The organism is Paraburkholderia piptadeniae, from assembly GCF_900007165.1.
Taxonomy (GTDB): domain Bacteria; phylum Pseudomonadota; class Gammaproteobacteria; order Burkholderiales; family Burkholderiaceae; genus Paraburkholderia; species Paraburkholderia piptadeniae.
In genome coordinates this window covers 22,993-46,636 of the sequence record NZ_CYGY02000043.1, presented here as the reverse complement: position 1 = coordinate 46,636, position 23,644 = coordinate 22,993, and the positions used below count along the sequence as shown (strand labels likewise).

The following is a 23,644-nucleotide window of genomic DNA, read 5'->3' as shown; positions in this document are numbered from 1 at the left end:
ACTGACGACATAACGAAGCGCACCCGCCGCTTGCGAACGAAACGCAGGCGGCGGGCGCCGATCCCCTCACCGATTCAGATAGACATAGAGAACCACATGGGCAAGGCAACCGGTTTTCTCGAGTTCGAACGCCGCCACGAGGCGTACGAAGCACCGCTTACGCGTGTGAAGCACTACAAGGAATTCGTCTCGGCGCTGACCGACGACGAAGCGAAGATTCAAGGTGCACGTTGCATGGACTGCGGCATCCCGTTCTGCAACAACGGCTGCCCGGTGAACAACATCATCCCGGACTTCAACGATCTGGTGTTCCGCCAGGACTGGAAGAACGCGATCGAAGTCCTGCACTCGACGAACAACTTCCCCGAGTTCACGGGCCGCATCTGCCCGGCGCCGTGCGAAGCGGCGTGCACGCTCGGCATCAACGACGACCCGGTCGGCATCAAGTCGATCGAGCACGCGATCATCGACAAGGCATGGGCCGAAGGCTGGGTCGCGCCGCAGCCGCCAAAGCACAAGACGGGCAAGAAGATCGCGGTCGTCGGTTCGGGACCCGCGGGTCTCGCCGCCGCACAACAACTCGCGCGCGCCGGCCATGACGTGACGGTGTTCGAGAAGAACGACCGCATCGGCGGCCTGCTGCGTTATGGCATCCCCGATTTCAAGCTGGAGAAGTGGCTGATCGACCGCCGCATGCGCCAGATGGAAGCCGAAGGCGTGACGTTCCGCGCGAACGTGTTCGTCGGCAAGGACCCGATTCCGGCGCACATCGGCAACACCGCGAAGGAAACCATCACGCCGGACCAGCTGAAGGAACAGTTCGACGCCGTGATCCTGACGGGCGGTTCGGAAACGCCGCGTGATCTGCCCGTGCCGGGCCGCGAACTCGCGGGCATTCACTACGCGATGGAGTTTCTGCCGCAGCAGAACAAGGTCAACGCGGGCGACAAGGTGGCCGATCAACTGCTCGCGAAGGGCAAGCATGTCGTCGTGATTGGCGGCGGCGATACGGGTTCGGACTGCGTCGGCACGTCGAACCGTCACGGTGCGAAGGACGTCACGCAGTTCGAGCTGTTGCCGCAACCGCCGGAGGAGGAAAACAAGCCGCTCGTGTGGCCGTACTGGCCGGTGAAGCTGCGCACGTCGTCGTCGCATGAGGAAGGCTGCGAGCGCGACTGGGCCGTCGCCACGAAGCGCTTTGAAGGCAAGAACGGCAAGGTCGAGAAGCTGATCGCGGCGCGCGTCGAATGGAAGGACGGCAAGATGCAGGAAGTGCCGGGCTCCGAGTTCGAAATGAAGGCCGATCTCGTGCTGCTCGCGATGGGCTTCACGCAGCCGGTTTCGCCCGTGCTGGAGGCGTTCGGCGTCGACAAGGATGCGCGCGGCAACGTGCGCGCGTCGACGGAGGGGGACAAGGCCTATTACACGTCCGTCGACAAGGTGTTCACGGCAGGCGACATGCGCCGTGGCCAGTCGCTCGTCGTGTGGGCGATCCGCGAAGGCCGCCAGTGCGCGCGCTCCGTCGATGCGTACCTGATGGGGCACTCGGAGCTGCCGCGTTAAGTTTCGCGCTCGGGCGTGGCCGCGCGGCATGCATCGCGCGGTTCGCTACTCCAAATGCGCTCTGCGTGGGACCGGAGTAAGGCGCTAAAGCGCCAACTCCGGTCGACAGAGGAAGTGGAGACAGACGCGGACGCGTTAAACCGTACCGCACAGCAGTAGAAGCAGGACAAAACCGGGCGCTCGCAAGAGCGACCCGGTTTTTTCCTTGCGTCAGGCGATAATGTGTCGATGAGCGGGAAAGCGTACGGAGACAGAACGATGCAACGCACCGATCCGCAGCCTGATCCAGAGGAAAGCGCAGACACGGCATTCGACAATGCGTCCGCGAACGGCGTGCCGGCCGAACAGGACGCGCAGCAGGACTATCAGCGCTGCTTCATCGCGCTGGTGCCGGATGCCGCGACACGCGATGCGCTCACGTCGATTGCCGTTCCGTCGACGGCGCGTCGCGTCCCTTACGAACAACTGCATCTGACCGTGACATTCATCGGCATGCTGCCGCACGAGAAAAGCGCGGCGCTGATCGACGCACTGACGCGCGAGACGGTGCCGCTGCAGCTCACGCCTGTCACGAAGATCGAGCATTGGCCGCGCGCCTCGCATCCGCGTCTGACGGTCGCGACGCTCGCGATGTCCGATGAGTTTGTCGCGCTGGACTGGCGCGTGCGCTCGTCGATGATCGCACTCGGCCTGCCCGTCGATGCGCGCACGTTCCGGCCGCACGTGACACTCGCGCGATTCCGGCACGACGCAGCGGCCGTCGGTCCCGCAACCGAGTTGCAAGGCGAACTGATGGCGCGTTTCGATTCGCTGATACTTTATTCGAGCACATTGGCCCGCAACGGCGCGCGGTATCGGTCGCTGGCGAGCGTGCCTGTCGTCTACGCATGACTATGCACGACGCGCGGCGCGGGCCGCCGTGCGTCGTGCATCAAGCGCGATAGCGTGCCAGCGTCAGCCCGTCGAGATTGATGTCCGGCTTGCGCCGCGTGTCCGTGACGAGCACCACGCGATCGAACGGCGCGTCGCTCATGCGGCCACGCGCTCGACGGCGCGCTCGACGAACAGCGTCTGATCATGGAACGTTTCGAGCGTCTTGCGATGCGCGACGCTGATGATCGCCGCATTCGGCAGACGCTCGATCAGCGCGTTGTAGACGATGCTTTCGTTGTCCGGGTCGAGCGCGCTCGTCGCTTCGTCGAGGAACAGGAAGTCCGGCTTTTGCAGCAATGCGCGCGCGGCTGCGAGGCGCTGCTGTTCACCCGGCGACAGCGAGCGTTCCCAATGCGCCGCTTCGCCGAGCCGGTCCGCGAACTCGGACAGGCGGCAGACCGTGAGCACTTCGCGGCACGCTTCATCGGAGAACGCGGACGCCTCCGACGGATAGCAGAGAGCGGCCTTCAGCGTGCCGATGGGTAGATAGCTTCGCTGCGGAATGAAGAGCAGCTTCGCGTCGGCGGGCATCTCGATCGTGCCTTCGCCGAACGGCCACAAGCCCGCGAGCGTGCGCATCAGCGTGCTCTTGCCCGCGCCCGACGGACCGCGCACGAGCCAGCGCGACTTCGGCGCGATGCGGAACGAGCCGACGTTCGCCATCGCTTCGCCGTTCGGGCGCAGCAGGCGCAGGTCCGTCACGTCGAGCGAGTCGGTGTCGGTGAGGTGAATGTTGATGCCACCGTGCGCGGTGCCTTCGACCACCGATTCATGCAGATGCTGCGAGCGCATCACGCGATTGAATTCCCGCAGACGGTTGACGGTGGCGCGCCATTCGGCGAGCGAATCGTAATTGTTGATGAACCACGAAAACGAATCGCTGACCGTACCGAACGCACCCGTCAGCTGCTGGTAGACACCGAACGAGATGCTCTTCGAAAAATACTTCGGGGCGGCCGCGATGTATGGAAAAACGATGGCCAACTGCGAATAGCTGATGACGACGATGTTGAAGCGCCGCGTGAAGCGCATGATGAGACGCCAGTTATCGCGGATATGACCGAACACGCCTTTGAGCGCGCGCTCTTCCGACGGCTCGCCCTGGTACAGCGCGATCTGGTCGGCGTTCTCGCGGATGCGGATCAGCGAGAAACGGAAGTCCGCCTCGACGCGCTGCTGCTGGTAGTTGATCGACACAAGCGGGTGGTTGACCTTGTGCGTGACCCACGAGCCGAGCGCCGCGTAGATCAGCGCGACCCACACCATGTAGCCGGGGATCGACATCTGCGTGCCGAGGATGTTGAACGACAGCGCGCCCGACAGGTTCCACAGGATCACGATGAACGAGAACAGCGTGACCGTGGTCGACAGCAGGCCGAGCGACAGATTCAGCGTCGTGCTGGCCAGCCCTTGCAGGTCGGCGGACACACGCTGGTCGGGGTTGTCGGCGAGACTGTCGCGCTCGATCCGGTAGTACGCGCGGTCGCCGAGCCATTCGTTCAGATAGCGGTTCGTGAGCCATTGCCGCCAGCGGAATTCGAGCATCTGGCGGAAGTACGTGCGGTACGAGCCGAGCAGGATCAGCGCGAGCGCGATGACGGTGAACTGAAGAAGCGAATACTTGAAGACGGGGTAGTTGTATTGCTGGATCGCGTCGAAGAACGTGCGCTGCCAGGTGTTGAACCAGACGTTGGCCGCGACCATCGTCATGTTCATCGCAATGACGAGCGCGAGAAGTCCCCACGCTTTCCATTTGTCCTCGGACACCCAGTAGGGCTTGATGAGACCCCACGCGGTGATGTCCGCGGAGCTGGTCGAGTTGTTGGCCATATGCGTCCTTTCAAACGGTCGTCGCGAGTGGCGGCGCGGTGCCTTCGTGGTGCGGTTTCGTGCTGCGCGCCCTATGCCTCGTCGCGTTGCGGCTCGGGCGGCGATTGTCCCGGCAGCGGCTTAATCTGAACTTAAGCAGACGATGCGCAGCGCCGCGAGTTCGCCGCCCGTAGCCGGGCAGTGGCCTGACAGCGCGGCGTGGTTCCGTCCGCATTGACGCGTGCCATTGTGCCAGACCCGGCGAAGGCCACGGCATTTCGAAAATAAGCCCCGGCCGATTGCGTTCCTTCCGGGTTTGCGGCGCGCGCGGCTTTTATGGTCTAATGGTCCGGACGAAACAGGGGTGCTTCGTGCGCAAGCAGTCGTTGCAGCGAGGCTGAGAGAGACCCTTCGCACCCGATCCGGGTAATACCGGCGCGGGAAGTTTTCGGGAAGTTTTTCCTGGAAGTGCTCCTTCCGCCGGGCCGCGCTCCCGTTCAACGGTGAGCGTCCATGCCCGGCCGGCCTCGCCCGCCGGTTTCGTCCTTGGGTACGTGCGCACGTCTGCCGTACGGAAAGGATTCGATGACCGCTCATTGTTCAGTTATTTGCTTCGTTGGCCCGGCTTCTGCCGGTCGCTTCGTCATGCGCGTGCCGTTTGCGGCGCGCCGGGGAGCCGCGTGATGACGATCTCTGCTCAACCGGATTTCGCCGTGATCGGCGGCGGGCTGTGCGGGCGTCTCGTCGCATGGCAACTCGCGGGCGACGGGCATCGTGTCGCGCTGTACGAGCGCGGCGACGTGTCGGGCTCGCAGGCGGCCGCGTGGGTCGCGGCGGCCATGCTCGCGCCGCTCGCCGAGGCGGCCAGCGCCGAACTGCTGATTACGCGGCTGGGCGCGGCGTCGCTGGAAACGTGGCCGACGTTGCTCGATCAGTTGCCCGAGCGGGTCTTTTTCCAGCGCAACGGCTCGCTGATCGTGTGGCACCACAGCGATCGCGCCGAAGCGCCGCTGTTCGAGCGCCGCCTGCGCGCGAACGCGCCCGCCGAACTGCTCGACGGCGGCCTCGTGGCGCTGGCGGGTGCTCAGGTCGGCGCGGCCGAACCGGCGCTCGGCGGCCGTTTCAATCAGGGCTGGCTGTTGCCGCACGAGGGACAGCTTGACAACCGTCAACTGCTGGCGGCGCTCGCGGCGGGTCTAGCGGCGCGCGGCGTCGAGACGCACTGGAATACGTCCGTCGACGACAACGCATTGCCGGCCGCGCGCATCACGATCGATTGCCGCGGGCTCGGCGCGAAGCCCGTCATGCCGACGCTGCGCGGCATTCGCGGCGAGGTCGCGCGCGTGCACGCGCCCGGCATCGGCCTGACACGCCCGGTGCGGCTGCTGCATCCGCGCTATCCGCTCTATATCGCGCCGAAGGAGAACGATCTGTACGTGATCGGCGCGACGGAAGTGGAGGGCGAGGACATGTCGCCCGTCAGCGTGCGCTCGGCACTAGAACTGCTGAGCGCGGCGTTTTCCGTCCACCCGGCTTTCGGCGAGGCGCGCATTCTCGAACTGAATTCGCAGTGCCGGCCGACGCTGCCCGATCATCGTCCCGCCCTGATGTGGGACGGTGCGAGCACGCTGCGCGTGAACGGGCTGTACCGGCACGGCTACATGATCGTGCCCGAAGTCGCGGGCGAAGCGGTGCGCTTCGCGTCGGCGCTGCTGGATGGCCGCGTCGCCGATGAAGACGCCTTCGCCGACTGGCGGAACAATGCGCGCTGGAGGGAGCTGTTCCAGCTGGATCGCGGGCACATCCGTGGCGACGCCCGCCCGGCCGCTACTCTCAACGTTTGAACGAAAGACATGGATATCCAGATCAACCACAAGCCGCTGTCGCTGCCCGAGGGCGCGACGGTCGCCGACGCGCTCAACGCTTTCGGCGCGCGGCCGCCGTTCGCCGTCGCGCTGAACGGCAATTTCGTCGCGCGTGCGCAGCATGCCGCGCGCGCCTTGCAGGCAGGCGACAAGCTCGACGTCGTGCATCCCGTCGCGGGCGGCTGACGGGCGAGGCGCCGCCTGCCGCAAGTGACAAAAGCAGGCGGACACAAGCACGCGACACAAGCAGCTGACACAAGCCAAGGACTCACGCATGAACTCACACGCGAACCCACCCGCGCTGGCCCCCGCCGACGTGCTCACGCTTTACGGCGAAACCTTCCAGAGCCGCGTGCTGCTGGGCACATCGCGCTATCCGTCGCTGCAGTCGCTGTCGGATTCGATCGCGGCGGCGAAGCCCGGCATGGTGACGATCGCGCTGCGCCGGCAGATGAACGAGGGCGGCGCGGAAGCCGGCTTCTTCGATCTGATCAAGCGCCACGGCGTGCCGCTACTGCCGAACACGGCGGGATGCCAGACGGTCGGCGAGGCGGTCACGACGGCGCACATGGCGCGCGAGATTTTCGAGACCGACTGGATCAAGCTCGAGCTGATCGGCGATGACTACACGCTGCAGCCCGATCCCGTCGGCCTGATCGAAGCTGCCGCGCAACTGGTCAAGGATGGCTTCAAGGTGCTGCCGTATTGCACCGAAGATCTAGTGATCGGCCGGCGTCTGCTCGATGCGGGCTGCGAAGCGCTGATGCCGTGGGGTGCGCCCATCGGCACCGGCAAGGGCGTGCTGAATCCGTATGGCTTGCGCGTGCTGCGCGAGCGTCTGCCCGGTGTGCCGCTGATCGTCGACGCGGGGCTCGGCGTGCCGTCGCATGCGAGCCAGGTGATGGAGTGGGGCTTCGACGGCGTGCTGCTGAATACGGCCGTGTCGCAGGCGACGCATCCCGAGACCATGGCGCGCGCGTTCGCGCTGGGCGTCGAAGCCGGCCGCGAGGCTTATCTGGCCGGCCCGATGGCCGAACGTGAAACCGCCCATGCGAGCACGCCCGTCGTCGGCATGCCGTTCTGGCACCAGGATGGGAGCGCCGCTGCATGACCGAAACCCTGAAACTCGCGGGCCGCGACCTGTTCTGGCCACCCGCCGACGAACTCACGGAAGCCGCCGAGCGCATCCGCGCGCGCCTCGGCGACTGGCCGCCGACGCACGTCGACTGGCGCATCTGCCTGACGGCGCACGATGACGCGAACGGCGGCGATCTGATCGTCGTCGCCGATCTGCAGCAGCGCGGCGAGCAGATCGCGCGCTGGCTGACGCAGGGCGCGGGCGTGATCGAGGCGGCGGCGGGCCGCGCGGTGCTGCATCTGGGCGGCGCGCGCTATCAGCTCGAAGGGCATCTCGCCGAAGACTGGATTCCCGCGCTGGCGGCGTTCCTCGATTGCGGCTTCGATCCGCACGACGCGCTGGTGCTCGCGCTCGCATGGCGCGACGGCGACGAAACGAAATCCGACGATGCCTGGCCGTGCGATCTGTCGCGCTTTCCGCGCGTCGCCGGTCTGCCCGACGCGCCCGCGCAGCCGTTCGCCGCGTGCCCCGACGCGCTTGGCCTCTATCCCGTGCTGCCGACGGCGGACTGGGTCGAACGCGTGGTCGGCTTCGGCGTGAAGACCGTGCAGTTGCGCCGCAAGACGGCGGAGCCCGACGAGCTGAAGAAGGAAATCGCGCGCTCCGTCGCGGCGGGCCGCAAGCACGACGCGCAAGTGTTCATCAACGATCACTGGCAGGCCGCCATCGACGCTGGCGCTTACGGCGTACACCTCGGGCAGGAAGACGTGCATACCGCCGACCTGCACGCGCTCGCGGCGGCGGGCGTGCGCCTCGGCCTCTCGACGCACGGCTACTACGAGATGTTGACGGCGCTGCATTTCCGTCCGAGCTACATCGCGCTCGGCGCCGTGTTCCCGACCACGACGAAGGTGATGCCTACCGCGCCGCAAGGTCTCGCAAGGCTTGCGCGCTACGTGAAATTGCTGGATGGCGTCGTGCCGCTTGTCGCGATCGGCGGCATCAGCGGCGATGTGCTGCCGCAAGTGCTCACGACGGGTGTGAAAAGCGCGGCCGTGGTGCGCGCGGTGACTGAAGCCGCCGATCCCGCCGCCGCAGTCGCGTCGTTGCAGCAGGCTTTCGCGTAGCCCAAAAGTTGGGAGAAGGGTTCGAAAGGTTAAATCGTGGCGCCGTCAAGGCAGGGTTTGCACGAAGGCCCTATAATTCGGCCTTCCGTGTAAAAGGACTGTCCATTACGTGCCATCCTCTTCCGAGCCCCTTCTCGAACTGCGCGACGTCGACTTCGGCTATGGCGAGCGCCTCGTCCTGTCGAACCTGAATCTGCGCTTCAAACGCGGCCAGGTGGTCGCAGTCATGGGCGGGTCCGGGTGCGGGAAGACCACCGTGCTGCGGCTCATCGGTGGCCTCGTGCGCGCGAAGCGCGGCCAGGTGCTGTTTCACGGGCAGGACATCGGCGCGCAGACGCGCGACGGCCTGTACGCGCTGCGGCGCAAGATGGGCATGCTGTTCCAGTTCGGCGCGCTTTTCACCGACATGTCGGTGTTCGAGAACGTCGCCTTCGCGCTGCGCGAGCACACCGACCTCCCCGACGAACTGATCCGCGACCTCGTGCTGATGAAGCTGAACGCGGTCGGCCTGCGCGGCGCGCGCGACCTCGCGCCGTCGGAGATTTCGGGCGGCATGGCGCGCCGCGTCGCGCTTGCCCGCGCAATCGCGCTCGATCCCGAACTGATGATGTACGACGAGCCGTTCGCCGGTCTCGACCCCATCTCGCTCGGCATCACCGCGAACCTGATCCGCGCGCTGAATCAGGCGCTCGGCGCCACGTCCATCCTCGTCACGCACGACGTGCCCGAGTCGTTCGCGATCGCCGACTACGTCTACTTCCTCGCGAACGGCGGCGTCCTCGCCGAAGGCACGCCCGCCGAGCTGCGCGAGTCGACCGATCCGACCGTGCGCCAGTTCATCGACGGCGCGCCCGACGGTCCGTTCAAATTTCATTACCCGAGCAGCACGCCGCTTGCGGCGGATTTCGGCATCGGCGGAGGCCGCGCATGATCAGCACCATCGGTCGTACCGTCATCTGCGGCCTCGGTCAGACGGGTTATGCAACCCGCATGTTCGTGCGCCTCGTGCTGGAATTTTTTCCGCTGCTGCGCCGTCCGCGTCTTGTCACGAAGCAGGTCCACTTCGTCGGCAACTATTCGCTGGTGATCATCGCGGTGTCGGGGCTGTTCGTCGGCTTCGTGCTGGGGCTGCAAGGCTATTACACGCTCAACCGCTATGGTTCCGAACAGGCGCTGGGCTTGCTGGTCGCGCTGTCACTCGTGCGCGAACTCGGGCCTGTCGTGACGGCGCTGCTGTTCGCCGGGCGCGCGGGCACGTCGCTGACGGCTGAAATCGGCCTGATGAAGGCGGGCGAGCAACTGACGGCAATGGAAATGATGGCCGTCGATCCGCTCAAAGTGGTCGTGGCGCCGCGCATGTGGGCGGGCATCATCGCGATGCCGGTGCTCGCCGCGATCTTCAGCGCCGTCGGCGTGCTGGGCGGCTACGTCGTGGGCGTGCTGATGATCGGCGTCGATGCGGGTTCGTTCTGGTCGCAGATGCAAGGCGGTGTCGATGCGTATCGCGACGTCGGCAACGGCGTGATCAAAAGCATCGTGTTCGGTTTCGCGGTGACGTTCATCGCCCTCTACCAGGGCTACGAAGCCAAGGCCACACCGGAAGGCGTGTCGCGCGCGACGACGAAGACGGTCGTCTATGCGTCGCTCGCGGTGCTCGGTCTCGATTTCCTGCTGACCGCTCTGATGTTCAGCTAGGCGGTATTCAGCCAAGACTTGCGCGGTGTGAACCGTGATGCGACGCACGAATCGAGCTGCGCCGCACGGGTGTCACGCCGCTGCGACAGAATTCTCTTTGGGATGACGATGAAAAAAACTGCTCTCGATTTCTGGGTCGGTCTGTTCGTGGTGTTGGGATTCATCGCGCTACTGTTCCTCGCGCTGAAGGCCGGCAACATGAGCTCGCTGTCGTTTCAGGCGACATATCCCGTCAAGCTGAAATTCGACAATATCGGCGGACTCAAGCCGCGCGCGCCCGTCAAGAGCGCGGGCGTGACGGTGGGCCGCGTGGCGTCGATCGGCTTCGACAGCAACTCGTATCAGGCGGTCGTGACGCTCGATATCGACAAGCAATATCAGTTTCCGAAGGACACGTCCGCGAAGATTCTGACGGCGGGCTTGCTGGGTGAGCAGTACATCGGTCTCGAGCCGGGCGGCGACAGCGAAATGCTGAAAGCCGGCGACACGATCACGATGACCCAGTCGGCCATCGTCCTGGAGAATCTGATCGGGCAGTTCCTCTATAGCAAGGCGGCGGATTCGGGGGCTGCCAAACCCGGTGCGTCTGCTGCGGCGCCCGCGCCCGCAGCGTCGGCTCCCGCAGCTCCGGCTGCGGCTGCTTCGGGCGCGTCCGGTCAATAAGGAGAACAAGAAATGAAGACGACACGCCCACGTGTCGCGGCGCTCGCGCTCGCCGCGACGATGCTTGCGGGTTGCGCAACCGTTCAGAATCCGACGAAGGAAGATCCGCTCGAAGGTTTCAACCGCACGATCTTCACCTTCAACGACAAGGTTGACCAGTACGCCGTGAAGCCCGTCGCGAAGGGCTATGTGTTCGTGACGCCGCAGCCGGTGCGTGACAGCGTGACGAACTTCTTCTCGAACATCGGCGACGTGTACATCGCGGCGAACAACCTGTTGCAGCTGAAGATCGCCGATGGTGTGTCGGACATCATGCGGATCGTGATCAATACGGTGTTCGGTGTCGGCGGCCTGTTCGACGTCGCGACGATTGCGAAGCTGCCGAAGCACGACAACGACTTCGGCCTGACGCTCGGCCATTACGGCGTGCCGTCGGGGCCGTATCTCGTGCTGCCGCTGTTCGGACCGAGCACGGTGCGTGACGGCGTCGGCATGGTGGGCAACTACTTCATCAACCCGCTGACGTACGTGAAGCCCGACAGCGTGAGCTGGGCGCTCTACGGCCTGAACCTCATCAACGTGCGCGCGAACCTGCTGGGCGCGAGCGACGTGCTCGAAGGCGCGGCGCTCGACAAGTACTCGTTCGTGCGTAACGCGTACTTGCAGCGCCGCCGCTATCTGCTGTCGGATGGGAGCGCTGCGACGGGCCTGCCGGACTACGGCAATGAAGCGCCGCCCCCGAAGTACGAAGACGTCGAAGGCGGCGCCGCGGCGGCAGCGCCGGCGGCTGGCGCCGCGCCGGGCGCGGGAGCGGCCGCGAAGCCCGCTGCGCCCGCGTCCGCGCCGCAAGCGGCTTCGGGCGCGACGGCTGGCGGCGCCGAACCGGCATCGGGCGCGCAGCCGACGACGCCTCCCGCCGACGTGCCGCCGACCGTCCCCGGCGGCCAGATCGTGCCGCCAGCGCATTTCGGCTATCCGTCGCTGAAGCTGCGCTGATGTCAGATGATTGAGAGTCGCTGGTTGGGCTACCGTAACACTCGGATACGACTCTCGCAGTTTGCACGTGGATTGCGGCTGAACTCGCGTGATATTGTCGCCTCCAACATTAAGCTTATTTTTTTTGCAGGACTGGAAATGAAAAAATTCTTCTTCTTTATCCCGTTTTTTGCAGCTCTCTTTGCGTTCGGCGGCGCTGCGTCCGCGCAAACCGTGGATACCAGCAATCCGGACGCGATGGTCAAGACGGTCACGCAGCAGGTGATCGACGCGGTGCGCGCCGACAAGACGATCCAGACCGGAAACATCTCCGCCGTCACGAAGCTCGTGAACGAAAAGATCCTCCCGTACACGGACTTCCGCCGCACGACGCAGCTGGCGATGGGCCGCAACTGGCGCACCGCGACGCCGGAGCAGCAGGCCGCCGTCGTCGAGCAGTTCAAGACGCTGCTGATCCGCACGTACTCGGGCGCGCTCGCGCAGGTGAAGGATCAGGAGATCCAGTACAAGCCGTTCCGCGCAAACCCGGACGACACCGACGTGGTCGTGCGCTCGGTCGTGATGAACAACGGTTCGCCCGTCGAGCTCGACTATCGTCTGTACAAGACGGCGCAAGGCTGGCGCGTGTATGACCTGAACGTGCTCGGCGCGTGGCTGATCCAGGCATACCAGCAGCAGTTCAACGAGCAGATCCAGAAGAACGGCGTCGATGGTTTGATCCAGTTCCTCACGGCTCGCAACCAGCAACTGGCGAACGGCAAACAGTCGTGAACAACTTTTCGACCGCGCCGGTGGTCACGTCGTCGGCCGACACGTTCGAAACGGGCGCCACGCTGACCCACGCGAGCGCGAATGCCGCGCTCGCGGCGGGTCTTGCGCGCATCGGCAGCGGCGCGACGGCTGTCGATTGTGCGCCGCTCACGCAGTTCGATTCGTCGGCGCTCGCCGTGCTGCTCGCATGGCAGCGCGCGGCGACCGCGCGCGGCACGCCGCTCTCCATCGTCAATCTGCCTGCGGGACTGTCCAGTCTCGCGCAAGCCTACGGCGTCGACACCCTGCTGTCGGCACGACATTGACGCTCGCGCGTCAACGAGCTTCGCACAGCGTTTCAGCATTCGCGCCGGCTCGCGTTCTCTTCCGGGGCAAGCCGGCGTTTTCGACTTTTGCCCTATAATCAAACGTTTTTTGGCGCCTGGCCGACTCAGGCCGCTTCCCGCGAATGATGGTAGCGCGGCTGTAGCGGCTGCATCCGTCGCGCTGGCGGTGGCTGCGCACCGGGCCCCAATTCCGTTCCCCAGCTTTCGCGCCCTTGGCGGGCGACCCTATCAGGCGCTGTCGACGTCGACGGCGCACAGTCATGTCAGCGATCGAAATTCGTAACGTCAAGAAGCGCTACAAGGATCTGCAAGCGCTCAAAGGCGTCAGCTTCACCGTCGAGCAAGGCGAGTTTTTCGGGCTGCTCGGTCCGAACGGCGCCGGCAAGACGACGCTCATCAGCATTCTCGCCGGTCTCGCGCGCGCCGATGAAGGCAGCATCGCGGTTCACGGCCACGATGTCGTCGGCGATTTCCGCCTCGCGCGCCGCGCGCTCGGCGTCGTGCCGCAGGAACTCGTGTTCGACCCGTTCTTCACGGTACGCGAGACGCTGCGCCTCCAGTCGGGCTACTTCGGCCTGCGCAACAACGACGACTGGATCGACGAAGTGATGGCCAATCTCGATCTCTCCGAAAAAGCCGACGCGAACATGCGCGCGCTTTCGGGCGGGATGAAGCGCCGCGTGCTGGTCGCGCAGGCGCTCGTACACCGGCCGCCCGTGATCGTGCTCGACGAGCCGACTGCGGGCGTCGACGTCGAACTGCGCCAGACGCTGTGGAAATTCATCTCGCGCCTGAACCGCGAAGGCCACACGATCGTGCTGACCACGCACTATCTGGAAGAAGCCGAATCGCTGTGCGACCGTATCGCGATGCTGCGGCGTGGCGAAGTCGTCGCGCTGGAACGCACGAGCACGCTGCTGCAGCGTTTCGCGGGCACGCAGCTTTTCATCCGCTTCGCGCAGGGCGTCCTGCCCGCCGAACTGCGCTCGCTCGAAGTCGATCCGGGCGCCGTCAACGGACGTCAGCATCTGCTGCGCCTGTCGAGCTATGACGACGTCGAGCGCATCCTCGCGCAATGCCGCGCGGCGGGCTGCACGTTCGAGGAAATCGAAGTGCGCAAGGCCGATCTGGAAGACGTGTTCCTGCAGGTGATGAACGGACCGGAAATGGTCGAGGGACTGGCATGAGCGGCTTTCGTACCCTGCTTTACAAAGAGCTGCTGCGCTTCTGGAAAGTGTCGTTCCAGACGGTGCTCGCGCCCGTCATCACGGCGTTGCTGTATCTGACGATCTTCGGCCACGCGCTGCGCGACCACGTGCAGGTCTATCCGGGCGTGCTGTACACGAGCTTCCTCGTGCCGGGCCTCGTGATGATGAGCGTGCTGCAGAACGCGTTCGCGAACAGCTCGTCGTCGCTGATTCAATCGAAGATCACGGGCAATCTCGTGTTCGTGCTGCTGCCGCCGCTGTCTCACTGGGAGATGTACGCCGCCTATGTGCTCGCGGCCGTCGTGCGCGGGATGTGCGTCGGCTTCGGCGTGTTCATCGTGACGATCTGGTTCATTCCCGTGAGCTTCACGGCGCCGTTCTATATCGTCGCGTTCGCGGTGCTCGGTTCGGCGATTCTCGGCACGCTCGGTCTGATCGCCGGAATCTGGGCGGAGAAGTTCGATCAGCTCGCCGCGTTCCAGAACTTTTTGATCATGCCGCTCACGTTCCTCTCGGGCGTGTTCTACTCGACACATACGCTGCCGCCCGTGTGGCGCGAAATCTCCCGGCTGAACCCGTTTTTCTACATGATCGACGGCTTTCGCTACGGCTTCTTCGGCATGTCGGATATCGATCCGCTGTGGAGCCTCGCGATCGTCGGCGGTTTCTTCGTCGTGCTGGCCGTGCTGGCAATGCGTATGCTCGCGTCCGGCTATAAGCTGCGTCACTGACAGGAGCACTCATGCTACCCACTCCCGAACAGGTCAAGAACTACATCGCGGCTGCGCTTCCTTGCGAGCATCTCGAAGTCGAAGGCGACGGCCAGCATTTCTTCGCGACCATCGTGTCGCCGAACTTCGAAGGCAAGCGCCTGATTCAACGGCATCAACTCGTGTATGCGGCGCTCGGCGACCGCATGCGTGAAGAAATCCACGCGCTCAGCATGAAAACGCTGACGCCCGCCGAATGGCAAAGCGCCTGACCAGGCGCGTAACCAAAAGCGGAAAGAACAGGCTGTCTGTCGGGGGACAGCGCTCAACAACCCGGCTGCAAGAAAGAGCGGAACAACAAGCTGCACAATAAGCTTCGGATGTAGCACCCAATCAGTTGGAACATTAGTGCGAATTACAAATGAGAGTCGCGACGTCGCGTATGGCGCCGCAGCAACCGCCCATAAGACGCCCGTTGGCGGACGGACAGATCAGGAACAAACAGGCATGGACAAACTCGTGATTGAAGGCGGGCAGAAGCTCGCCGGTGAGGTCGTCGTTTCGGGTGCGAAGAACGCGGCGCTGCCGATTCTCTGCGCAGGCTTGTTGAGCGCGGAGCCGGTTCACCTCGACAACGTGCCCGATCTGCAGGACGTGCGTACCACGCTGAAGCTGCTTGGCCAGATGGGCGTGCGCGCGGAAAGCGGCGAAGGCAAGGTATCGCTCGACGCGTCGAGGGTCGACAACCTCATCGCGCCGTACGAGCTCGTGAAGACGATGCGCGCGTCGATTCTCGTGCTGGGTCCGCTCGTCGCCCGTTTCGGCGAGGCGAAGGTGTCGCTGCCGGGCGGCTGCGCGATCGGCGCGCGCCCCGTCGATCAGCACATCAAGGGCCTGCAGGCGATGGGCGCCGAGATCAACATCGAGCACGGCTTCATCGAAGCGCGCGCGAAGCGTCTGAAGGGCGCGCGCATCGTCACCGACATGATCACCGTCACGGGCACGGAAAACCTGCTGATGGCGGCCGTGCTCGCGGAAGGCGAAACGGTCATCGAAAACGCGGCGCGCGAGCCGGAAGTCGGCGATCTGGCGAATCTGCTCGTCGCGATGGGCGCGAAGATCGACGGCATCGGCACCGACCGCCTCGTCATTCAGGGCGTCGACAAGCTGCATGGCGCGAAGCACACGATCGTGCCGGACCGTATCGAAGCGGGCACATTCCTGTGCGCGGTCGCTGCGGCAGGCGGCGACGTCACGTTGCGCCACGTGCGCCCGCAAATCCTCGAAGCCGTGATCGACAAACTGCGCGAATCGGGCGTCGCAATCGAAGAGGGCGACGACTGGATGCGCGTGCGCATGAACGAGCGTCCGAAGGCCGTGTCGTTCCGCACGTCCGAGTACCCGGCGTTCCCGACCGACATGCAGGCGCAGTTCATGGCGCTCAACGCGCTGGCGGACGGGACGTCGCAAGTCGTCGAGACGATCTTCGAAAACCGCTTCATGCACGTGCAGGAGCTGAACCGTCTCGGCGCGCACATCACAATCGACGGCAAGACGGCGCTCGTCAACGGAGTCGAGAAGCTGTCGGGCGCGAAGGTGATGGCGACCGACCTGCGCGCGTCGGCGAGCCTCGTGATCGCGGGCCTGTGCGCGGACGGTGAAACGCTGATCGACCGCATCTACCACCTCGATCGCGGCTACGACCGGATGGAATCGAAACTCACCGCAGTCGGCGCGAAGGTGCGCCGCATCAAGGGTAATCAGGCATGAGCGAATTGCCGCAAACGTCGTTGTCGCCGGCAGTGGGCAAGCCGCTGACGCTCGCGCTGTCGAAGGGCCGCATCTTCGAGGAAACGGTGCCGCTGCTCGCGGCAGCGGGCATCGAAGTGACGGAAGACCCGGAAACGTCGCGCAAGCTGATTCTGCCGACCACCGATCCGAACCTGCGCGTCATCATCGTGCGCGCGACGGATGTGCCCACGTACGTCGAATACGGCGCCGCCGATTTTGGCGTCGCGGGCAAGGACGTGCTGATCGAGCACGGCGGCAGCGGCCTTTACCAGCCGATCGATCTGAATATCGCGCGCTGCCGCATGTCGGTTGCCGTCGCGGCCGGCTTCGACTACGCGAACGCGGTGCGCCAGGGCGCGCGCGTGCGCGTCGCCACGAAGTATGTCGAGACGGCCCGCGAGCACTTCGCGGCCAAGGGCGTGCACGTCGATCTGATCAAGCTGTACGGCTCGATGGAACTCGCGCCGCTCGTGGGCCTCGCCGATGCGATCGTCGACCTGGTCAGCTCGGGCGGCACGCTGCGCGCCAACAATCTAGTCGAGGTCGAAGAGATCATGCAGATCTCGTCGCGCCTCGTCGTGAATCAGGCGGCGCTGAAGTTGAAGCGCGCCGCACTGGCTCCGATCCTCGACGCGTTCGAACGCGCGTCGCAACGCACCGACGCACCGGCCTGACGAAAGCTCTCGATTCGCGGCTCACTCGCGCGCCTTACCGAAACGGATACCAGCATGTCTATCAAGATTCGCAAACTCGATTCCAGCACTGAAGATTTCCAGAAGTCGCTGCATGCGGTGCTCGCGTTCGAAGCGAGCGAAGATGAAGCGATCGAGCGCTCGGTCGCGCAGATCCTGGGCGACGTGAAGGCGCGCGGCGACGCCGCCGTCCTCGAATATACGAACCGTTTCGACCGCCTGAACGCGCAGGATGTCGCCGCGCTCGAACTGCCGATGGCCGAACTGGAAGCGGCGCTCGAAGGGCTCGAGCCGAAGCGCCGCGCGGCGCTCGAAGCAGCGGCGGCACGCGTGCGCGGGTATCACGAGAAGCAGAAGATCGAATGCGGCAGCCATAGCTGGCAGTACACGGAAGCCGACGGCACCGTGCTCGGCCAGAAGGTGACGCCGCTCGATCGCGCGGGTATCTACGTGCCGGGCGGCAAGGCGGCGTATCCGTCGTCGGTGCTGATGAACGCGATTCCGGCGCGCGTCGCCGGCGTGCGCGAAATCGTCATGGTCGTGCCGACGCCGGACGGCGTGAAGAACCCGCTCGTGCTGGCCGCGGCGCTGTTGGGCGGCGTCGATCGCGTGTTCACGATCGGCGGCGCGCAGGCCGTCGGCGCGCTCGCGTATGGCACGCAGACCATCCCCGCCGTCGACAAGATCTGCGGGCCGGGCAATGCGTATGTCGCGTCGGCGAAGCGCCGCGTGTTCGGCACGGTCGGCATCGACATGATCGCCGGTCCGTCGGAAATTCTCGTGCTGTGCGACGGCACGACCGATCCGCGTTGGGTCGCAATGGACCTTTTCTCGCAGGCCGAGCACGACGAACTCGCGCAATCCATTTTGCTGTGCCCGGATGAAGGGTTCATCGCGCGCGTCGAAGAGGCAATTGACGAACTGCTGCCGGCGATGCCGCGCCGCGACGTGATCCAGGCTTCGCTCGAAGGACGTGGTGCGCTGGTGAAGGTGCGCGATATGGAGCAAGCCTGCGCGATCGCCAACGACATCGCGCCCGAGCACCTCGAAATTTCCGCGCTGGAGCCGCAGCAGTGGGCGCAGCAGATCCGTCACGCGGGCGCGATCTTCCTCGGCCGCTATACGAGCGAAAGCCTCGGCGACTACTGCGCGGGGCCCAACCACGTGCTGCCTACGTCTCGTACCGCACGTTTCTCGTCGCCGCTCGGCGTTTATGATTTCTTCAAGCGTTCGAGCCTGATCGAAGTAAGCGCGGACGGCGCGCAGACACTCGGTGAAATCGCCGCCGAACTCGCATACGGCGAAGGCCTGCAGGCGCACGCGCGCAGCGCCGAATACCGGATGAAGAACACGGGCTGAACCTGCGGCGAGTCTGCTGCTTTGGACGGGTATCGCGCGTGCTCCATCCGACGCAAATCCCGTTGCAAGATTAATAGAACTCAACCCGGGCGGCCGGCGAGCCGCCCCACTTGCGCTATGGCCTGCCGGAGAGGGCGGCCGCGCTCCACGCCATGACGACACCTCAAGACATCATTCGCCGCGACGTGCTCGCGATGACGAGCTATCCCGTTCCCGACGCAACGGGCCTCGTGAAGCTCGACGCGATGGAAAATCCGTTTCCGCTGCCCGAAGCGCTCGCCGCGCAGCTCGGCGAGCATCTGGCAGGCGTCGCGCTGAACCGCTACCCCGCGCCGCGCCCCGAGGCGCTGCTCGACAAGCTCAAGCGCGTGATGAACGTGCCGGCGAACTGCGAGGTGCTGCTCGGCAACGGTTCGGACGAGCTGATCAGCATGATTTCCGTCGCGTGCTCGACGCCGGGCGCGAAGGTGCTCGCGCCCGTGCCGGGTTTCGTGATGTACGCGCTGTCGGCGAATTTCGCGCATATGGAGTTCGTCGGCGTGCCGCTCAATGTCGATTTCACGCTCGACACGGATGCGATGCTCGCTGAGATCGCCGAGCATCGGCCCGCCGTCATTTATCTCGCGTATCCGAACAACCCGACGGGCACGCTGTACGACGCCGCCGACATGGAGCGCATCATCGAAGCGGCGAGCAAGAGCCTCGTCGTGATCGACGAGGCGTATCAGCCGTTCGCGCAGCACAGCTGGATGCCGCGCGCGGGCGAGTTCGACAACGTCGTCGTGATGCGCACGGTGTCAAAGCTCGGGCTCGCCGGAATCCGGCTCGGCTATATGGCGGGCCGCGCCGAATGGATCAACGAGTTCGACAAGGTGCGCCCGCCGTACAACGTCAACGTGCTCACGCAGGCAACGGCCGATTTCCTGCTCGATCACATCGAAGTGCTCGACGCGCAGGCCACGCAACTGCGCGACGAACGCGCGAAACTCGCGCAGGCCGTGGCCGAGCTGCCGGGTGCCGAAGTGTTCCCGAGCGCGGGCAATTTCCTGCTCGTGCGCGTGCCGGACGCGTCCGCGACCTTCGAAACCCTGCTGACTTCGCGGGTTTTGATCAAAAACGTGAGTAAAATGCATCCATTGCTCGCGAATTGCGTGCGTTTGACGGTCGGTTCTCCGGAAGAAAACGCGCAAATGCTCGCGGCGCTGAAACTCGTGCTGAACTGATCTTTCACTTCAGCACTTCTCAACCCCACACTTTCACAAGTCAGATTCGAGGAATTGCCATGCGCCTTGCGGAAGTCGTTCGCAACACTAGCGAAACGCAGATCCGTGTGAAGATCAACCTGGACGGCACCGGTCAGCAGAAGCTGGCCACAGGCGTGCCTTTCCTCGATCACATGCTCGACCAGATCGCCCGTCACGGGTTGATCGATCTGGACATCGAAGCGCATGGCGATACGCATATCGACGACCACCATACCGTCGAAGACGTCGGCATCACGCTGGGCCAGGCCATTGCGAAAGCGGTCGGCGACAGGAAGGGCATTCGCCGCTACGGCCATTCGTACGTGCCGCTGGACGAAGCGCTGTCGCGTGTCGTGATCGACTTTTCCGGCCGTCCGGGCCTCGAATTCCATGTGCCGTTCACGCGCGCGCGCATCGGCACGTTCGACGTCGACCTGTCCATCGAATTTTTCCGCGGCTTCGTGAATCATGCGGGCGTGACGCTGCATATCGACAACCTGCGCGGGCTGAACGCGCATCACCAGATGGAAACGGTGTTCAAGGCGTTCGGCCGCGCGCTGCGCATGGCCGTCGAACTGGACGAACGCGCGGCGGGGCAGATTCCGTCGACCAAGGGCAGCCTCTGAGCGACAGAACCGGACCGGCCGCGCCGTGCGCGCCCGGCTTGCGATGGATATCCTCAAGTCGTTTATTTCGCTGCTGGCGCTGATCAATCCCGTCGGCGCCATACCGTTCTTTCTGAGCCTGACATCGCAGCAATCGGCCGCCGAACAGCGCCGCACGATCCGGATCGCGTCGATCTCGGTGTTCTGCGTGATCGCCGTGACGACGCTGCTGGGGCAGCAGATCATCGGCTTCTTCGGCATTTCGGTCGGTTCGCTTGAAGTTGGCGGCGGGATCATCATGTTGCTGATGTCGATCAACATGCTGAACGCGCAGATCGGCAACGCGCGCTCGACGCCCGAAGAGCGCCACGAAGCCGAACTGAAGGACAACGTCGCCGTCGTGCCGCTGGCGATTCCGCTGCTCACGGGGCCGGGCTCGATCAGTACGGTCATTGTCTATTCGGCCAGCTTTCGTCATTGGTACGACCGCGTTAGTCTGATCGTGATCGGCGCCGTGATTGCGGCGCTCTGCTTCGGGTCGCTGAGTCTTGCCGAGCCGATCGCCCGCTGGGTCGGCCGGACGGGCATCAATATCGGCACGCGGTTGATGGGTTTGATGTTGTCGGCGCTGGCGGTGGAGTTCATCGTCGACGGATTGAAGGCGTTGCTGCCTAACTTGAAATGAAAACTTCGATTGCGATTGTGGATTACGGAATGGGCAACCTGCGCTCGGTTGCCCAGGCGTTGAAGAAAGCCGCGCCGGAAGCGGACGTGGCGATCGTCGACAAGCCTGAAGCCATCCGTTCGGCAGACCGCGTGGTGCTGCCGGGGCAGGGCGCGATGCCCGACTGCATGCGCTCGCTCGGCGAATCCGGCTTGCAGGATGCCGTCGTCGAAGCGTCGCGCACGAAGCCGCTGATGGGCGTGTGCGTCGGCGAGCAGATGCTGTTCGACTGGAGCGCGGAAGGCGACACGAAAGGCCTCGGCCTGCTGCCGGGCAAGGTGGTGCGCTTCGAGCTGGACGGCCAGTTGCAGGACGACGGCTCGCGCTTCAAGGTGCCGCAAATGGGCTGGAACCGTGTCCGTCAGGTCGTGCCGCACCCGCTGTGGGACGGCGTCGCCGACAACGCGTTCTTCTATTTCGTGCACAGCTATTACGTCGTGCCTGAGAACGCGTCGCACACGTCGGGCGAGACGGTGTACGGCGTGCCCTTTACCTCGGCGGTGGCGCGGGATAACATTTTTGCGACCCAATTCCACCCGGAAAAGAGCGCCGACGCGGGCTTGCGCGTGTATCGCAACTTCGTGCACTGGAATCCCTGATCCCTGTCGTCAGCGCCTTAAACCGTCCATGTTCCCCTTCCGGTCCGACTGCCTTGCTCACATGCATATGCATACGCTGCCCATTGGCAAGCTCGCCGAAAGACATGTACTAAACTAGCGGAACGGCCTGGCGCGGGCCACAGCCGGATTTCCCGCCAGCCGAACTTCAACTTTCTTCCCAGATACCACCCGATTGCTATGCTGCTGATCCCCGCCATCGACCTGAAAGACGGTCAGTGTGTACGCCTCAAACAGGGCGATATGGACCAGGCGACGATTTTCCACGAGGAACCGCAGGTGATGGCCCGGCATTGGGTCGACCGTGGCGCGCGGCGCCTGCACCTCGTCGACCTGAATGGCGCGTTTGCCGGCAAGCCGAAGAACGAAGACGCGATCAGAGCGATCATCGAGGAAGTCGGCGGCGAGATTCCCGTGCAGCTGGGCGGCGGCATTCGCGATCTGAACACGATCGAGCGCTATCTGGACGATGGCCTCGAGTACGTGATCATCGGCACGGCCGCGGTGAAGAATCCGGGCTTCCTGCTCGAAGCGTGCACGGCGTTCGGCGGCCATATCATCGTCGGCCTCGACGCGAAGGACGGCAAAGTGGCCACCGACGGCTGGAGCAAGCTGACGGGTCACGAAGTGGCCGATCTCGCGCGCAAGTTCGAGGACTACGGCTGCGAATCGATCATCTACACGGACATCGGCCGCGACGGCATGCTCCAGGGCATCAACATCGAAGCGACGGTGCGCCTCGCGCGCGCGGTGAAGATCCCTGTGATCGCGAGCGGCGGCCTGTCGAACATGGGCGATATCGAAGCGCTGTGCGAGGTGGAAGCCGAAGGGATCGAAGGCGTGATCTGCGGCCGCGCGATCTATTCGGGCGACCTCGACTTTGCAGCGGCGCAGACGCGCGCGGACCGCTTGCGCGAATCGGATGACGCCTGAGCGTCGGGCGTTCTGCGCACGCGGCCGCGCCCGATCGATGTATGAGCGCACGTTGCGCAGCGTCCAGTGTGCCGGCCCGAAGTCGGACTTTTTCCGCTCTCCTGCGAATCGCGAATGGATGAGCGGCCTCATCAGCGGTATTGGCGAGAATTCGCAAGATCATGGCTTTAGCTAAACGCATCATCCCCTGTCTGGACGTCACGGCTGGCCGCGTGGTCAAGGGCGTGAATTTCGTCGAGCTGCGCGACGCGGGCGATCCCGTCGAAATCGCGCGCCGCTACGACGAGCAGGGCGCGGACGAACTCACGTTCCTCGACATCACGGCCACGTCGGACCAGCGCGACCTGATCCTGCCGATCATCGAAGCGGTGGCCTCGCAGGTGTTCATTCCGCTGACGGTCGGCGGCGGCGTGCGCGCCGTCGAAGACGTGCGCCGCCTTTTGAACGCGGGCGCCGACAAGGTCAGCATGAACTCGTCGGCGGTGGCGAATCCGCAGCTCGTGCGCGATGCGACGGACAAGTACGGCTCGCAGTGCATCGTCGTCGCGATCGACGCGAAGCGCGTGTCCGCGGACGGCGAGGCGCCGCGCTGGGAAGTGTTCACGCACGGCGGCCGCAAGAACACGGGCCTCGATGCCGTCGAATGGGCGCGCAAGATGGCCGAATTCGGCGCGGGCGAAATCCTGCTGACCAGCATGGACCGCGACGGCACGAAGAGCGGCTTCGACATTGCGCTGACGCGCGCCGTGTCGGACGCGGTGCCGGTGCCCGTGATCGCGTCGGGCGGCGTCGGCTCGCTGCAGCATCTCGCCGACGGTATCACGCAAGGCCGCGCCGATGCCGTGCTGGCCGCGAGCATCTTCCACTATGGCGAGCACACGGTCGGCGAGTGCAAGCGCTTCATGGCCGATCAAGGCATTTCGGTGAGGTTGTAA

General features: G+C 64.7%; 25 protein-coding genes and 1 riboswitch. Of the genes, 24 read left to right on the top strand and 1 reads right to left on the bottom strand.

Translation table 11 applies throughout. The features are described 5' to 3' along the window. The first annotated feature begins 96 nt into the window (after positions 1–96). Both BN2476_RS22550 and thpR read left to right on the top strand, forming a co-directional pair. The gene (locus BN2476_RS22550) at positions 97–1,563 is read left to right on the top strand and encodes a glutamate synthase subunit beta (protein WP_087736386.1); all 1,467 of its coding nucleotides are present in this window, start codon (positions 97–99) and stop codon (positions 1,561–1,563) included. Between the two features lie 258 nt (positions 1,564–1,821). Next, positions 1,822–2,454 carry an RNA 2',3'-cyclic phosphodiesterase gene (thpR, locus tag BN2476_RS22545; protein ID WP_087736385.1) on the top strand — a complete coding sequence of 211 codons (633 nt, stop codon included), beginning with the start codon at positions 1,822–1,824 and terminating at the stop codon, positions 2,452–2,454. Between the two features lie 138 nt (positions 2,455–2,592). Here the strand turns inward: thpR and BN2476_RS22540 are convergent, their stop codons facing one another. Beyond that, a complete protein-coding gene (locus tag BN2476_RS22540; protein WP_087736384.1) occupies positions 2,593–4,326 on the bottom strand; it encodes an ABC transporter ATP-binding protein/permease in 1,734 nt (577 codons plus the stop codon). Positions 4,327–4,655: 329 nt separating this feature from the next. Further along, a riboswitch (TPP riboswitch) is annotated at positions 4,656–4,766 on the top strand. 222 nt (positions 4,767–4,988) lie between these two features. Between BN2476_RS22540 and BN2476_RS22535 the strand changes: the two genes are divergently transcribed. The 22 genes from BN2476_RS22535 to hisF all read left to right on the top strand — a co-directional run bounded on the left by BN2476_RS22535 (position 4,989) and on the right by hisF (position 23,644). Further along, positions 4,989–6,149 carry an FAD-dependent oxidoreductase gene (locus BN2476_RS22535; protein WP_087736408.1) on the top strand — a complete coding sequence of 387 codons (1,161 nt, stop codon included), beginning with the start codon at positions 4,989–4,991 and terminating at the stop codon, positions 6,147–6,149. Positions 6,150–6,158: 9 nt separating this feature from the next. After that, positions 6,159–6,356 (top strand): sulfur carrier protein ThiS, encoded by a 198-nt coding sequence (gene thiS / locus BN2476_RS22530; protein WP_087736383.1) that lies wholly within the window; start codon positions 6,159–6,161, stop codon positions 6,354–6,356. Positions 6,357–6,444: 88 nt separating this feature from the next. Next, positions 6,445–7,281, top strand: coding sequence for a thiazole synthase (locus BN2476_RS22525; RefSeq protein ID WP_087736382.1), 837 nt, complete (start codon positions 6,445–6,447; stop codon positions 7,279–7,281). Beyond that, entirely contained in the window at positions 7,278–8,375 is a 1,098-nt protein-coding gene (gene thiE / locus BN2476_RS22520; protein WP_087736381.1) for a thiamine phosphate synthase, read from the top strand. Before BN2476_RS22525 ends, thiE begins: the two co-directional genes overlap by 4 nt. Positions 8,376–8,484: 109 nt before the next feature. After that, entirely contained in the window at positions 8,485–9,306 is an 822-nt protein-coding gene (locus BN2476_RS22515) for an ABC transporter ATP-binding protein (protein ID WP_087736380.1), read from the top strand. Continuing rightward, complete coding sequence (mlaE, locus tag BN2476_RS22510; protein ID WP_087736379.1) at positions 9,303–10,070, top strand: lipid asymmetry maintenance ABC transporter permease subunit MlaE; 768 nt, start codon at positions 9,303–9,305, stop codon at positions 10,068–10,070. The genes BN2476_RS22515 and mlaE overlap by 4 nt, the downstream gene beginning before the upstream one ends. Positions 10,071–10,178: 108 nt before the next feature. Then, the gene (mlaD, locus tag BN2476_RS22505; protein ID WP_087736407.1) at positions 10,179–10,733 is read left to right on the top strand and encodes an outer membrane lipid asymmetry maintenance protein MlaD; all 555 of its coding nucleotides are present in this window, start codon (positions 10,179–10,181) and stop codon (positions 10,731–10,733) included. Positions 10,734–10,745: 12 nt separating this feature from the next. After that, positions 10,746–11,729, top strand: a complete 984-nt coding sequence (locus BN2476_RS22500) for an MlaA family lipoprotein (RefSeq protein ID WP_087736378.1) — start codon at positions 10,746–10,748, stop codon at positions 11,727–11,729. A gap of 138 nt (positions 11,730–11,867) precedes the next feature. Continuing rightward, the gene (locus BN2476_RS22495) at positions 11,868–12,500 is read left to right on the top strand and encodes an MlaC/ttg2D family ABC transporter substrate-binding protein (protein ID WP_087736377.1); all 633 of its coding nucleotides are present in this window, start codon (positions 11,868–11,870) and stop codon (positions 12,498–12,500) included. Beyond that, positions 12,497–12,805, top strand: coding sequence for an STAS domain-containing protein (locus BN2476_RS22490; protein WP_087736376.1), 309 nt, complete (start codon positions 12,497–12,499; stop codon positions 12,803–12,805). The genes BN2476_RS22495 and BN2476_RS22490 overlap by 4 nt, the downstream gene beginning before the upstream one ends. A 281-nt stretch (positions 12,806–13,086) precedes the next feature. Continuing rightward, positions 13,087–14,013, top strand: a complete 927-nt coding sequence (locus BN2476_RS22485; RefSeq protein ID WP_087736375.1) for an ABC transporter ATP-binding protein — start codon at positions 13,087–13,089, stop codon at positions 14,011–14,013. Continuing rightward, complete coding sequence (locus BN2476_RS22480; RefSeq protein WP_087736374.1) at positions 14,010–14,765, top strand: ABC transporter permease; 756 nt, start codon at positions 14,010–14,012, stop codon at positions 14,763–14,765. The genes BN2476_RS22485 and BN2476_RS22480 overlap by 4 nt, the downstream gene beginning before the upstream one ends. A gap of 11 nt (positions 14,766–14,776) precedes the next feature. Continuing rightward, positions 14,777–15,016: a BolA family protein gene (locus BN2476_RS22475; RefSeq protein ID WP_087736373.1), complete on the top strand. Its 240-nt coding sequence runs from the start codon at positions 14,777–14,779 to the stop codon at positions 15,014–15,016. A gap of 235 nt (positions 15,017–15,251) precedes the next feature. Continuing rightward, positions 15,252–16,514 (top strand): UDP-N-acetylglucosamine 1-carboxyvinyltransferase, encoded by a 1,263-nt coding sequence (murA, locus tag BN2476_RS22470; protein WP_087736372.1) that lies wholly within the window; start codon positions 15,252–15,254, stop codon positions 16,512–16,514. Then, complete coding sequence (hisG, locus tag BN2476_RS22465) at positions 16,511–17,209, top strand: ATP phosphoribosyltransferase (RefSeq protein ID WP_087736371.1); 699 nt, start codon at positions 16,511–16,513, stop codon at positions 17,207–17,209. The genes murA and hisG overlap by 4 nt, the downstream gene beginning before the upstream one ends. A gap of 54 nt (positions 17,210–17,263) precedes the next feature. Continuing rightward, on the top strand, positions 17,264–18,586 hold the full coding sequence (gene hisD / locus BN2476_RS22460) for a histidinol dehydrogenase (protein WP_087736370.1): 1,323 nt from the start codon (positions 17,264–17,266) through the stop codon (positions 18,584–18,586). 152 nt (positions 18,587–18,738) lie between these two features. Beyond that, entirely contained in the window at positions 18,739–19,809 is a 1,071-nt protein-coding gene (gene hisC, locus BN2476_RS22455) for a histidinol-phosphate transaminase (RefSeq protein WP_087736406.1), read from the top strand. A 59-nt stretch (positions 19,810–19,868) separates the two neighbouring features. Beyond that, on the top strand, positions 19,869–20,456 hold the full coding sequence (gene hisB, locus BN2476_RS22450) for an imidazoleglycerol-phosphate dehydratase HisB (protein ID WP_087736369.1): 588 nt from the start codon (positions 19,869–19,871) through the stop codon (positions 20,454–20,456). 43 nt (positions 20,457–20,499) lie between these two features. After that, complete coding sequence (locus tag BN2476_RS22445) at positions 20,500–21,120, top strand: MarC family protein (RefSeq protein WP_087736368.1); 621 nt, start codon at positions 20,500–20,502, stop codon at positions 21,118–21,120. Then, the gene (gene hisH / locus BN2476_RS22440; RefSeq protein WP_087736367.1) at positions 21,117–21,758 is read left to right on the top strand and encodes an imidazole glycerol phosphate synthase subunit HisH; all 642 of its coding nucleotides are present in this window, start codon (positions 21,117–21,119) and stop codon (positions 21,756–21,758) included. Before BN2476_RS22445 ends, hisH begins: the two co-directional genes overlap by 4 nt. A 198-nt stretch (positions 21,759–21,956) precedes the next feature. Continuing rightward, positions 21,957–22,709, top strand: a complete 753-nt coding sequence (gene hisA, locus BN2476_RS22435; RefSeq protein ID WP_087736366.1) for a 1-(5-phosphoribosyl)-5-[(5-phosphoribosylamino)methylideneamino]imidazole-4-carboxamide isomerase — start codon at positions 21,957–21,959, stop codon at positions 22,707–22,709. Positions 22,710–22,870: 161 nt separating this feature from the next. Further along, positions 22,871–23,644, top strand: a complete 774-nt coding sequence (gene hisF, locus BN2476_RS22430; RefSeq protein ID WP_087736365.1) for an imidazole glycerol phosphate synthase subunit HisF — start codon at positions 22,871–22,873, stop codon at positions 23,642–23,644.

Coding starts and splice junctions, on each gene's coding strand:
- thpR (WP_087736385.1), top strand. CDS start 1,822: ATGCAACGCACCGATCCGCAGCCTGATCCAGAGGAAAGCGCAGACACG.
- hisC (WP_087736406.1), top strand. CDS start 18,739: ATGACGACACCTCAAGACATCATTCGCCGCGACGTGCTCGCGATGACG.
- BN2476_RS22475 (WP_087736373.1), top strand. CDS start 14,777: ATGCTACCCACTCCCGAACAGGTCAAGAACTACATCGCGGCTGCGCTT.
- BN2476_RS22500 (WP_087736378.1), top strand. CDS start 10,746: ATGAAGACGACACGCCCACGTGTCGCGGCGCTCGCGCTCGCCGCGACG.
- BN2476_RS22445 (WP_087736368.1), top strand. CDS start 20,500: ATGGATATCCTCAAGTCGTTTATTTCGCTGCTGGCGCTGATCAATCCC.
- BN2476_RS22550 (WP_087736386.1), top strand. CDS start 97: ATGGGCAAGGCAACCGGTTTTCTCGAGTTCGAACGCCGCCACGAGGCG.
- BN2476_RS22480 (WP_087736374.1), top strand. CDS start 14,010: ATGAGCGGCTTTCGTACCCTGCTTTACAAAGAGCTGCTGCGCTTCTGG.
- mlaD (WP_087736407.1), top strand. CDS start 10,179: ATGAAAAAAACTGCTCTCGATTTCTGGGTCGGTCTGTTCGTGGTGTTG.
- hisG (WP_087736371.1), top strand. CDS start 16,511: ATGAGCGAATTGCCGCAAACGTCGTTGTCGCCGGCAGTGGGCAAGCCG.
- BN2476_RS22535 (WP_087736408.1), top strand. CDS start 4,989: ATGACGATCTCTGCTCAACCGGATTTCGCCGTGATCGGCGGCGGGCTG.
- mlaE (WP_087736379.1), top strand. CDS start 9,303: ATGATCAGCACCATCGGTCGTACCGTCATCTGCGGCCTCGGTCAGACG.
- hisD (WP_087736370.1), top strand. CDS start 17,264: ATGTCTATCAAGATTCGCAAACTCGATTCCAGCACTGAAGATTTCCAG.
- BN2476_RS22540 (WP_087736384.1), bottom strand. CDS start 4,326: ATGGCCAACAACTCGACCAGCTCCGCGGACATCACCGCGTGGGGTCTC.
- BN2476_RS22485 (WP_087736375.1), top strand. CDS start 13,087: ATGTCAGCGATCGAAATTCGTAACGTCAAGAAGCGCTACAAGGATCTG.
- murA (WP_087736372.1), top strand. CDS start 15,252: ATGGACAAACTCGTGATTGAAGGCGGGCAGAAGCTCGCCGGTGAGGTC.
- BN2476_RS22525 (WP_087736382.1), top strand. CDS start 6,445: ATGAACTCACACGCGAACCCACCCGCGCTGGCCCCCGCCGACGTGCTC.
- BN2476_RS22495 (WP_087736377.1), top strand. CDS start 11,868: ATGAAAAAATTCTTCTTCTTTATCCCGTTTTTTGCAGCTCTCTTTGCG.
- hisH (WP_087736367.1), top strand. CDS start 21,117: ATGAAAACTTCGATTGCGATTGTGGATTACGGAATGGGCAACCTGCGC.
- hisA (WP_087736366.1), top strand. CDS start 21,957: ATGCTGCTGATCCCCGCCATCGACCTGAAAGACGGTCAGTGTGTACGC.
- hisB (WP_087736369.1), top strand. CDS start 19,869: ATGCGCCTTGCGGAAGTCGTTCGCAACACTAGCGAAACGCAGATCCGT.
- thiS (WP_087736383.1), top strand. CDS start 6,159: ATGGATATCCAGATCAACCACAAGCCGCTGTCGCTGCCCGAGGGCGCG.
- thiE (WP_087736381.1), top strand. CDS start 7,278: ATGACCGAAACCCTGAAACTCGCGGGCCGCGACCTGTTCTGGCCACCC.
- hisF (WP_087736365.1), top strand. CDS start 22,871: ATGGCTTTAGCTAAACGCATCATCCCCTGTCTGGACGTCACGGCTGGC.